The sequence below is a fragment of the Candidatus Methylomirabilota bacterium genome, assembly GCA_035260325.1.
In the GTDB taxonomy this organism is placed as follows: domain Bacteria; phylum Methylomirabilota; class Methylomirabilia; order Rokubacteriales; family CSP1-6; genus AR19.
In genome coordinates, this window is the sequence record DATFVL010000015.1 from 20,879 (window position 1) to 30,481 (window position 9,603).

11 protein-coding genes are annotated in these 9,603 nt (G+C 72.3%); 4 read left to right on the forward strand and 7 right to left on the reverse strand.

All coding sequences use genetic code 11. From position 1 onward, the window contains the following. Positions 1-91: 91 nt before the first annotated feature. Positions 92-1,171 (forward strand): patatin-like phospholipase family protein, encoded by a 1,080-nt coding sequence (locus VKG64_00835; protein ID HKB23568.1) that lies wholly within the window; start codon positions 92-94, stop codon positions 1,169-1,171. On the opposite strand, the gene sthA is transcribed toward VKG64_00835, so the two are convergent. From sthA to VKG64_00855, 4 genes are read right to left on the reverse strand one after another with little or no spacing between them, the layout of a single operon-like run. Beyond that, on the reverse strand, positions 1,168-2,574 hold the full coding sequence (gene sthA, locus VKG64_00840) for a Si-specific NAD(P)(+) transhydrogenase (GenBank protein HKB23569.1): 1,407 nt from the start codon (positions 2,572-2,574) through the stop codon (positions 1,168-1,170). The genes VKG64_00835 and sthA overlap by 4 nt on opposite strands. Next, positions 2,575-3,783, reverse strand: a complete 1,209-nt coding sequence (locus tag VKG64_00845) for an MFS transporter (GenBank protein ID HKB23570.1) — start codon at positions 3,781-3,783, stop codon at positions 2,575-2,577. Between the two features lie 7 nt (positions 3,784-3,790). Next, positions 3,791-4,984, reverse strand: a complete 1,194-nt coding sequence (locus VKG64_00850; GenBank protein HKB23571.1) for a CaiB/BaiF CoA-transferase family protein — start codon at positions 4,982-4,984, stop codon at positions 3,791-3,793. Positions 4,985-5,015: 31 nt separating this feature from the next. After that, positions 5,016-6,380 carry an MmgE/PrpD family protein gene (locus VKG64_00855; GenBank protein HKB23572.1) on the reverse strand — a complete coding sequence of 455 codons (1,365 nt, stop codon included), beginning with the start codon at positions 6,378-6,380 and terminating at the stop codon, positions 5,016-5,018. A 40-nt stretch (positions 6,381-6,420) separates the two neighbouring features. Here VKG64_00855 and VKG64_00860 point away from each other — a divergent pair, with 40 nt between their 5' ends. Continuing rightward, positions 6,421-7,110, forward strand: coding sequence for an MBL fold metallo-hydrolase (locus VKG64_00860; protein HKB23573.1), 690 nt, complete (start codon positions 6,421-6,423; stop codon positions 7,108-7,110). Here the strand turns inward: VKG64_00860 and VKG64_00865 are convergent. Together VKG64_00865 and VKG64_00870 are read right to left on the reverse strand one after the other, a co-directional pair. Continuing rightward, positions 7,107-7,307 (reverse strand): hypothetical protein, encoded by a 201-nt coding sequence (locus tag VKG64_00865; GenBank protein ID HKB23574.1) that lies wholly within the window; start codon positions 7,305-7,307, stop codon positions 7,107-7,109. The genes VKG64_00860 and VKG64_00865 overlap by 4 nt on opposite strands. Further along, positions 7,304-8,077, reverse strand: coding sequence for a 2OG-Fe(II) oxygenase (locus VKG64_00870; GenBank protein ID HKB23575.1), 774 nt, complete (start codon positions 8,075-8,077; stop codon positions 7,304-7,306). Before VKG64_00870 ends, VKG64_00865 begins: the two co-directional genes overlap by 4 nt. Here VKG64_00870 and VKG64_00875 point away from each other — a divergent pair. Continuing rightward, positions 8,040-8,669 carry a phosphatase PAP2 family protein gene (locus VKG64_00875; GenBank protein HKB23576.1) on the forward strand — a complete coding sequence of 210 codons (630 nt, stop codon included), beginning with the start codon at positions 8,040-8,042 and terminating at the stop codon, positions 8,667-8,669. The genes VKG64_00870 and VKG64_00875 overlap by 38 nt on opposite strands. Here the strand turns inward: VKG64_00875 and VKG64_00880 are convergent. Continuing rightward, positions 8,641-9,396 carry an N-acyl homoserine lactonase family protein gene (locus VKG64_00880; GenBank protein ID HKB23577.1) on the reverse strand — a complete coding sequence of 252 codons (756 nt, stop codon included), beginning with the start codon at positions 9,394-9,396 and terminating at the stop codon, positions 8,641-8,643. The two genes, VKG64_00875 and VKG64_00880, sit on opposite strands and share 29 nt — an antisense overlap. A gap of 45 nt (positions 9,397-9,441) precedes the next feature. Between VKG64_00880 and VKG64_00885 the strand changes: the two genes are divergently transcribed. Continuing rightward, positions 9,442-9,603, forward strand: a 162-nt coding sequence (locus VKG64_00885; protein ID HKB23578.1) for an acyl-CoA dehydrogenase family protein, incomplete at its 3' end; no start/stop codon positions are given.

Genomic DNA, 9,603 nt, shown 5'->3' on the forward strand with positions numbered 1-9,603 from the left:
GACCGCCCACCGTCTCAAGGGCATCAGGGATGTACCTATCGGAAATTCCGGCGCTTACCGGAATCGCGGGCATGGCAAAGTGCTTGCTACAATGAAGCTCGAGATGGGAGACTTGCTGCAGCGCGCGATGGGCTTCTGGCGCCCCCGGCGTCAGCCCCGGCACGCGCTCGCGCTCGCCGGCGGGGGTGTCATCGGCGGGATGTACGAGGTCGGCGCCGTCTCGGCCCTCGAGGAACGGCTCACCGGCGAGGGCGGCTTCCACATCTACATCGGCTGCAGCGCGGGCGCGGTCGTCGCCTCGCTCCTCGCCAACGGCGTGCGCGCCTCGGAGATCTTCCGCGTCGTCGATCAGGACCTCGACGACCCGCTGAACTTCCGCCGGAACGCCGTGTACGCGCCCGACTCGTTCCGCCACGCCGCGGGACGGTTCGGGCGGCTCGTCTGGGCCGTGGGCAAGAACGCGGTGCGGGGCTGGCGCGGCTCGGTCCCCGACATGCTCGCCCACGCCGAGCGCGACCTGCCCGCCGGCTTCTTCTCGCTCGAGGCGCTCGAGCGGTTCATGCGCCGGGCCTTCGAGTCGCGCGGCCTCCGGAACGCCTTCGGCGAGCTCGAGCGCACGCTCCTCATCCCGGCCATCGAGCTCGAGCGCGCCCAGCGCGTGGTTTTCGGCCGGGACGAGCTCCGCGGCGTGCCGATCAGCCAGGCCGTCGCCGCCTCGTCGGCGATCCCCGGCTTCTTCGAGCCCTACGAGATCAACGGCCGCGACTACGTGGACGGCGGCGTCGGCTTCAGCGGTCACGCCGACCTCGCCGCCGAGGAGGGCGCGAGCGTGGTCATCGTCGTCAACCCGCTCGTGCCGAACTACGAGCAGGGCGCGACGCCGCTCCGGAGCCGCGGTCTCTACGCGATCATGGAGCAGGCCGGCCGCATCTACAGCCAGAACCTCCTGCAGCTCGGCCTCGCGGCGCTCCGGGTGAAGTACCCACGGACCGAGTTCTGCCTGATCCAGCCCTCGCAGGCCGACGCGCCGATGTTCGGGCCGTCCATGGGCTTCGAGGCGAGCCGCGCCGCGCTCCGGTTCGGCTACGAGTCCACGCGCGCGTGGCTCGAGGGCGAGGGCGGCATGCTGCTCCGCCGGCTCCAGACCGAGCTCCCGGTCGCCGCGGGCTAGCCGCCCGCCGCGCGCCGCTGCACCGCGCCGAGCCCGTCGTACGCCGCGTACTTGTACGCGTCGCCGAGCGTCGGGTAGTTGAAGACCGCGTTGATGAAGGTGTCGATCGTCCCGCCGGCCAGCAGCACCATGAGCCCGACGTGCACCAGCTCCGAGGCCGACTCGCCGATGACGTGGACGCCGAGGAGCGTCTTGTCGGGGTAGCGGAAGACGAGCTTGACCTGGCCGCTGAGGTCGCCGGTGATCTGGCCGCGCGCGTTCGTCCGGTAGGCGGCGCGCCCGACGCAGTGGTCGATGCCCTTCTCGCGGCACGACTCCTCCGTCTCCCCGACCATCGCGACCTCGGGGATCGTGTACACGGCGAGCGGGAAGATCGGCGCGACGCGCGTCTTGTACTTGAGGTCGAAGGCGTGGCACATCGCGACGCGGGCCTGCTCCATGGACGTCGCGGCGAGAGCCGGGAAGCCGATCACGTCGCCCGCCGCGTAGACGTGCGCGACCGCGGTCTGGTAGTGCTCGTTCACCGGGATGAGGCCGCGGTCGTTCACGTCGACCCCGGCCTTCTCGAGGGCGAGCCCCCGCGTGTTGCCGACGCGCCCCGCGGCGAAGAGGACCGCGTCCACCGCGAGGCGGTCGCCGCTCTTGAGGTCGAGGTTCACGACGTCCGGCCGGGCGTCCACGCGCGTCACCCCGTCGCGGAGCCGCACGTCCACGCCGAGCAGCTCCATCTGCATCCGGAGCCGGTCGGCGGTCTCGGCGTCGAGGAAGGCGAGGAGGCGGTCACGCCCGTCGACGAGCGTGACGTGGATGCCGAGCGCCGCGAAGATGGTCGTGTACTCGCAGCCGATCACGCCGGCGCCGACGACGACGAGCGTCCGCGGCAGGTGCCGCATCTGGAGGATCTCGTCGCTGTCGTAGACGCGCTCGTCCTCGAAGGGAATGTTCTTCGGCTGGGTCGGCGCCGAGCCCGTGGCGATCAGCACGACGTCGCCCTGGATCCGGCGCACGAAGTCGGCGTCCGTCGGCTCGACCGCGATCGTGTGCGGGTCCTCGAAGCGCGCGGCGCCCTGGATCAGGTCGATCCGGTGGCGCTCGATGTTCTGCCGGACGACCTCGCGCAGCGCCTTCACGACCTCCTGCTCGCGGTACATGAAGTCACGCACCGTCAGGTCCTGCTTGATCGTGTAGTCCACGCCGTAGAGGCCGCGCTGGCCGAGGCCCGAGAAGTAGAGCGCGCTCTCGCGGAGGGTCTTGGAGGGGACGGTGCCCGTGTTGATGCCGGCGCCGCCGACCTGGAACGTCTTCTCGACGATCGCGACGCGCTTGCCGAAGTACGCCGCCTGCGCGGCGCCCTTCTCGCCCGCCGGTCCGGACCCGATGACGACGAGGTCGTAGCGTTCCATCTATCGGCGGCCCCCCGCGAGCTTCGCCGATTCCGGCAGTGTGCGCAACCGCGCCATCGCCGCGACGCCGAGCGCGGGCCCGACGGCCAGCGCCGCGAACGCCCAGGGCCAGCCGGCCCAGCGCACGAGCGGCGGGACCAGCCAGATCGAGACCATCGTGAGCGCGAACCCGGCGCACGTCTGCGTCGTGAGCGCGGTGCCGACGTAGGCCGCGGGCGACAGCTCGGTGATCGCCGTCGAGAACTGCGCGGAGTCGGCGATGACCGCGACGCCCCAGACGAGCGCCACGCCGAGCGTGAGGAGCGGCGGCCCGCCGAACGTGAAGCCTGTGACGAGCGCGCACGCGCCGGATACCGCCATCGCCGCGATCGTGAGGGCCGTGCGTCCCCAGCGGTCCGAGGCGAGGCCGCCGGCCCAGCAGCCGAGGGCGCCCGCCGCGATCACCACGAAGGTCGCCGCGCTCGCGTTGAGCCCGGCGTAGCCGCCGCCGCCGCGCGCCGCGAGGCTCTCGGCGAGGAAGGCGCCGATCCACGCCCACATCGCGTAGAGCTCCCACATGTGGCCGAGGTAGCCGAAGCACGCGAGCCGCGGGCCGCGCTCGCGGAAGACGGCCCACGCCATCCGGAGGTCGAAGCGCGCCGACGGGAAGCGGTGGGGGCCTTCGGTCACGAAGAGCTGGACGATCGCGGCGCCGGCCGCGGCCAGCGCCGACGCGACGAGCAGGGTCCCGCGCCAGGGCAGCTCGGTCGTGCCGCGCACGAGGTGGGGCGTCGCCGAGCCCACGGTGAGCGCGCCGATCAGGATCCCGATCGCGAGGCCGCGCCCCTCCCGGAACCACGTCGCCATGATCTTCATGGCCGGCGGGTAGGCGCCCGCCATCGCGACGCCCGTCAGGAAGCGGAGGGCGAGCGCGGGCGCGAGGCTCTCGATCCAGAGCGCCAGCACGCCGTTGGCGACGACGCCGAGGCCGATGCCGGCCGTCATGAGCGCGCGGGACGACCAGACGTCGGGGAGGTTGCCGAGGGCGCTCGCGAGCGTGCCCGCGATGAAGCCCGCCTGGACCGCGATCGTGAGCCCGGCGCGGCCCCCGTCGCCAAGCTGCCACTCGCGGGACAGGGCGGGAAGAACAGCGGAGGCGCTGAACCAGAGGCTCAGGGCGGCGAGCTCGGCGAGGGAGAGGAGCGTGAGCTGCCGCCAGGCCGGGGTCACCGCGCCGCTACTCGATGACGCCCTTCTCCCGGAGCCGTGCGATGTCGCCCGCGCCGAGGCCGAGGTCCTTCAACACCGCCTCGGTGTGCTCGCCCGCGAGCGGCGCCGCGCTCCGGATCGAGCCCGGCGTGTCGGAGAGCTTGATCGCGATCCCGACCTGCCGGACGCGGCCCTGGGTCGGGTGCTCGACGTCCACGATCATCCGGCGGTGGTTGATCTGGGGATCCCGGACCATCTCGTCGATCTCGTACACCTTGCCGACGCACACGTCGGCCCGGACGAGGAGCTCGTACCACTCGTCGCGGTCGCGCGTCTGGATCAGCGCCTCGATCTCGCGGCGCGCCCCCTCCTCCTCGGCGTTGGCGGCGCGCACGAACTGGTCGGGCTGCCGCGCGAAGCGCTTGAGCTCGGGCCGGCCGATCGCGTTGCAGAAGTTCTCCCAGAGCCAGGGCTCGGTGCAGCCGATCGTCAGGAGCTTGCCGTCGCGCGTCTCGTAGATCGCGTAGTAGGGGTACGAGCCCCCGAGGAACCCCTCGCCGCGGCGCGGGGCGAGGCCGTCCGAGAAGAAGTAGCGCATGTTCGGCGTCGCGGCGAGGAGCGACAGCGTCGTGTCGAGGTACGCGACGTCCACGTGCTGGCCGCGCCCGGTGCGCTCGCGCGCGAAGAGCGCCAGCGCGATGCCGAGGGCGCCGTGCAGGCTCGCCCCCGCGTAGTCGGCGACCAGGTTGAGCGGGATCACGGGCTTCCGGCCGGGCTCGCCGATGAGGTTCAGCACGCCGGCGAGCGAGAGATAGTTCATGTCGTGGGCGGGGTAGTCCCGGTAGGGCCCGTCCTGGCCGAAGCCCGAGAGCGAGCAGTAGACCAGGCGCGGATTCGTCCGTGCGAGCGTCTCGTAATCGGCGCCGAGGCGCTTCATCACGCCCGGCCGGAAGCCCTCGACGATGACGTCGGCGGTCGCCGCGAGCTTCCTGAAGATCTCCTGGCCCTCGGCCGACTTCATGTTGAGGGCCATCGAGCGCTTGTTGCGGTTGGTGAAGGCGTGGATCGTCCGCCGCACCCAATCGGGGCCGCTCGGGCGGTCGGGCTCGGGTGTCTCGATCTTCAGGACGTCCGCGCCCATGTCGGCCAGCATCATCCCGGGCATCTCCGCCGGCGGCACCCGCGCCAGCTCGAGAATCTTGATCCCGTCGAGCACGCCCATGCGGTTCGCTCCTCCGTCGGGGGACGCCGGCTCAGTCCAGGTCGCCGGCGAGGCGCGAGGTCAGAGCGCGGATGTCGGGAATGTCCTCGAGATGCTCGAGCTGCGCGGCGATCCCCTCGGCCTCGTCGCGCGGGAGCGCACGGGTCGCGCAGGCGAGGAACTTGGCGTGGAGCGCCTCGGCGGAGAGCGGCGCGTCGGGGTGGCCCTGCGCGCCGCGCGGCGCCGAGGCGAGCGTCCGCCCGTCGGCGAGGCGCAGCGTCACGCGCGTCCACGCGTGCTGCTCGAGGCCGTCCGGCAGCGCCGGATCCACGACCATCGTGACGCGCTCCATGAGTCGGCGCACCTCGGCGTCCCGCACGGGCCCGTCCTCGAAGGACGCGATCTCCACGCGGCCCGTGGCGAGGGCGGCGGCAGCGCAGAACTGCATCGAGAACTTGCGCTCGAGCGCCGTGGCCGGCCGCGCGTGAGCGAGGACGTCGGGGACGACGCGGTTCACGCCGACCTCGACCGCGGCGACGTCGCCGGGGCGGAGACGATGGCGCTCGCGCAGCTCGAGGAGCGCGTCGATCGCCGAGTGGGTGAGGGCGCACGAGGGGTAGGGCTTCACCGCGATCCCCGAGGCGAGGAGCTGCCAGGTGCGGCCGAGCTCGTCGAGCGCCCCCTCGAGGCGCGGGCCACCGCCGAACGCGGCGACGTAGCCCTGCTTGCCCTCGAGCGCCGTCTCCGACGCCGTGAGCCCCTCGCGCGCGAGCTGGGCGGCGAGGATCCCGTTTCGCGCCGCGTGGCCCGCGTGATAGGGCTTCGTCATCGAGCCGAAGTTCTCCTTCAGCCCGGAGGCGTGCGAGGCCGCGAGTGCGAGGGCGTGGCGCGTCTGCGTCACGTCGAGCCGGAGGAGGCGCGCGGCTGCGGCCGCGCAGCCGAGCGTGCCGATGGACGAGGTCGCGTGCCAGCCCCGCGTGTAGTGCTCGGGGTTGAGCGCCCGGCCGAGCGCCGTGGAGACCTCGAACCCGAGGATGTAGGCGAGGGTCACCGCGCGGCCGTCGGCCATTTCCGCTTCTCCCGCGGCGAGGGCGGTCGCGAGGAGCGGCACACTCGGGTGGCCCATGAGGGCGAAGTTCGTGTCGTCGAAATCGTGGGCGTGGCCCGCCGTGCCGTTGGCGAGCGCCGCCCAGCCCGGCGAGGTCGTGAGCCGCGTCCCGATGACGGTCGCCAGCGCGGCGCCGCCCTCGACGCGCGCGACCTGCCGGACCGCGCGCGCGGCGGGCTCGGCGGCGCCGGCGAGCATCACGCCGAGCGTGTCGAGCGCGGCGAGCCGCGTCCGGGCGATGGCCGCCGGCGGACAGTCCTCGAGCGACGTCTTGACGGCGAACTCGGCGAGCCGGGTCGTGGCGCTCATGGGGGGCACGATATCATGAGTGCCGTCACGGGGGTGACCGGTGAACGTCCGCTTCCTCGGCTCCGGCGACGCGTTCGGCAGCGGCGGGAGGTTCCAGACGTGCATCCACGTGGAGACCGGCCGCGGGCAAGTGCTGGTGGACTGCGGGGCGTCGTCGCTCGTCGCGATGCGGCGGTTCGGCGTGGACCCGAACGACGTGGACGCGGTGCTCCTCACGCACCTCCACGGCGACCACTTCGCGGGCGTGCCGTTCCTCGTCCTCGACGGCCAGTTCCGCCGGCGCTCGCGGCCGCTCACCGTCGTGGGGCCGCGGGGGGTGGAGGACCGCGTCCGGGAGGCGATGGAGATCCTCTTTCCCGGCTCCACGCGCGTCGAGAGGAAGGCCCTGGGCGCCTTCACCGCGACGCCCTTCGAGGTCGTCCACGCGAGCGGCGCCCCGCCGTACGCGCTGCGGATCGCCTGCGACGGCAAGACGCTCGCGTACTCGGGCGACACCGAGTGGACGGACGCGCTCGTGGACGCGGCGCGCGCCGCCGACCTCTTCGTCGCCGAGGCGTACTTCTACGAGAAGAAGATCAAGTACCACCTCGACCTCGCGACCCTGCTGGCGCAGCGCGAGCGCCTCGCGTGCCGGCGGCTCGTCGTGACCCACATGAGCGACGACATGCTCCGGCGCCTCCCCGGGCTCGCCGTCGAGGCCGCCCACGACGGCAAGGTCATCGCCCTCTAGAAGAGGCTCCGCATCCGCACGAGGCCCCGCGCCCAGTCCACGAGGTCGGTCGTGGCGAGTGTGCCGACGATCCAGCCGAGGAGGAGCACGCTCGCGATGAGGAGCGGGACGATCAGCCAGTAGTTCGGCGAACCGGGCGGCCGCAGCCGGTCCCTGAGCCGTCGCTCCAATCTCCGCCGGTGTCGCGGCAGGCTCACTTCGCGTCGTGGAAGATGACGCCGAGGGTGTAGCGCGAGCCCGAGCGCACGCGGCTCACGCCGTGGCGCATCGTCGCGCGATAGACGCCGCGGGCGCCCTCGGCCGGACGGTGGCGGGTGGTGAAGATCACGACCTCGCCCTGCTCCGTCGTGATCGTCTCGCCGCGTGACTGGGCGCGCGGCCGCTGCTCGACGAGCAGGAACTCGCCGCCGGTGTAGTCCACATCGCGCCGCGAGAGGAAGCAGGTGAGCTGAAGGGGAAAGACGACCTCGCCGTAGAGGTCCTGGTGGAGGCAGTTGTAGCCGCCGGCCTCGTAGTGGAGCAGGAGCGGGGTGGGCTTGTCCTGGCCGCGCCGCCGGCAGAGCGCCAGGAGCGCCGCGAGGTCGGGCGGATGGCGCGTCGCGCTGCCGAGCGCCGCCTCCCACCGGTTGGCGATCGCGGCCAGCGGGGGGTAGGCGTGGACCCGGAGCGCCTGCACGAGCGGCGGGAGCGGCGCCGCGAAGTACTTGTAGTCGCCCTCGCCGAACTTGTAGCGGGCCATGTCCACGCGGCTCCTGAAGCGCCCGTCGTCGCCGTACAGCGCGATCAGCGCGGCGCACTCCTCGGGCGTGAGGATCGGGCCGGCCTTGGCGTAGCCGAACCGCCCCAGCGACTCCTCGATCGTCTTCCAGGGGAGGGCCGAGAGCCGTTCGGCGATGGCGCCCGCCGCGCCCGTGCCATAATCGCCGGCGGTGAAGCCCCCGCGCGCGGTGACCTTCCTCGCCGTCATGTCCGCCCTCGCGTTCGTCGCCCTGGCCTTGATCGCCTCACGGCAGTACGTGTTCCCCCTCGACTATACGATCCAGGACTGGGTTCAGGGTGGACGCCGTCCCGCGCTCGAGGCGCTCATGCGCGCGCTGACCCTGCTCGGCTCGGGTTGGGTGCTGCTGCCGCTCGCCGCCATCGGGTACGTCCTGCTCCGTCGCGCAGGTCACCCGCTCGGGCGTTACGTCCCCGTGGCCGTCGTCGGCGCCTTCCTCCTCGACGGGCTCAGCAAGTGGCTCGTCTCGCGGCCGCGCCCGCGCGGCACGGAGTACGGGTTCCCGAGCGGCCACACCCTCGGCGCTACGATCTTCTTCGGCGCCCTCGTGTACGTGCTCTGGACGAGCCCGATCCCGCGCGCGTGGCGCTGGGCGGGGACGGTGGTCTCGGCGCTCCTGGCGCTCGGCGTCGCGTACAGCCGGCTCTACCTCCGGGCCCACTGGGCGAGCGACGTGGCCGGCGGCCTCACGGGCGGGGGGGCGTACGTGCTGCTCGTCCTCGCCGGCGTCGAGCGGAGCCTCCGGCCGGCGCCTAGCGATACGCGTCGGGATACTGCTTGACGGTCTCCCAGAAGGTCGGGTCGTGGCCGGGGAAGATGCGGCCGCCGGTCAGGCGCGCGATCGTCTTCAGCTTCTTGATCGAGTGGAGCGCCTGCGTCGGGTTCCACACGACGCCGGGCACCCGCTCGTGCTCCGCGTGCTCCAGCCAGTAGCACGAGTCGGCGGCGAGGATGACGGGGCCCGTCCCGGGCAGCTCGACGAGGAGCGACTGGTGGCCCGGAGTGTGGCCGTCGGTGCGGAGCGCGGTGACGCCCGGCAGGAGCTCGGTGTCGCCGTCGAGCAGCCGCCAGCGGTAGCCGGGCAGGTCGAAGTTCTTCCGGTAGTAGAAGCTCTCGAAGAAGGTCGCGGGGTAGTTGGCGTACGCGTACTCGTCCTTCTGGACGAGCAGCTCGGACTTGGGGAAGAGCTGGGCGCCGCCCGCGTGGTCGAAGTGCAGGTGGGAGATGACCACCAGGTCCACGTGGTCGGGCTCGAGCCCGAGCCGCTCGAGGCGGTGGACGAGGAGGTCCTCCTCGGTGAAGCGCGCCATCGGGTCGTTGCGCATGAGGCCGGGGACGGCGCGCGGCGAGAGGCCCGTGTCGAACAGGATGACCGCGTCGGACGCGCGGATCAGCCAGCAGGCGATGGGGATCTGGACGCGCTCGCTCGAGCGCTCGCCGTAGAAGAGGCCGGAGCGTTCGAAGCCGATGAAGCCGTTCTGCAGCGCGTGGAGCTCGCGGACGCTCATCGCGCGACATTCTAGCACCCCGCGCATAGTGCTATCATCCGCGCTATGGACTTCCAGCTCACGGAGCAGCAGGAGCTGATCCGCAAGGAAGTGGCGGCGCTCGCGCGCTCGTTCTCCCTCGACTACTGGCTCGAGAAGGACAAGAAGGCCGAATACCCCTGGGACTGGGTGAAGAAGTTCGCCCAGGCGGGCTGGCTCGGGATGATC

Bases quoted from the DNA above. Each gene is read 5' to 3' on its own strand.
- VKG64_00835 (HKB23568.1), top strand. From the start codon at position 92: ATGAAGCTCGAGATGGGAGACTTGCTGCAGCGCGCGATGGGCTTCTGG.
- sthA (HKB23569.1), bottom strand. From the start codon at position 2,574: ATGGAACGCTACGACCTCGTCGTCATCGGGTCCGGACCGGCGGGCGAG.
- VKG64_00850 (HKB23571.1), bottom strand. From the start codon at position 4,984: ATGGGCGTGCTCGACGGGATCAAGATTCTCGAGCTGGCGCGGGTGCCG.
- VKG64_00855 (HKB23572.1), bottom strand. From the start codon at position 6,380: ATGAGCGCCACGACCCGGCTCGCCGAGTTCGCCGTCAAGACGTCGCTC.
- VKG64_00870 (HKB23575.1), bottom strand. From the start codon at position 8,077: ATGACGGCGAGGAAGGTCACCGCGCGCGGGGGCTTCACCGCCGGCGAT.
- VKG64_00880 (HKB23577.1), bottom strand. From the start codon at position 9,396: ATGAGCGTCCGCGAGCTCCACGCGCTGCAGAACGGCTTCATCGGCTTC.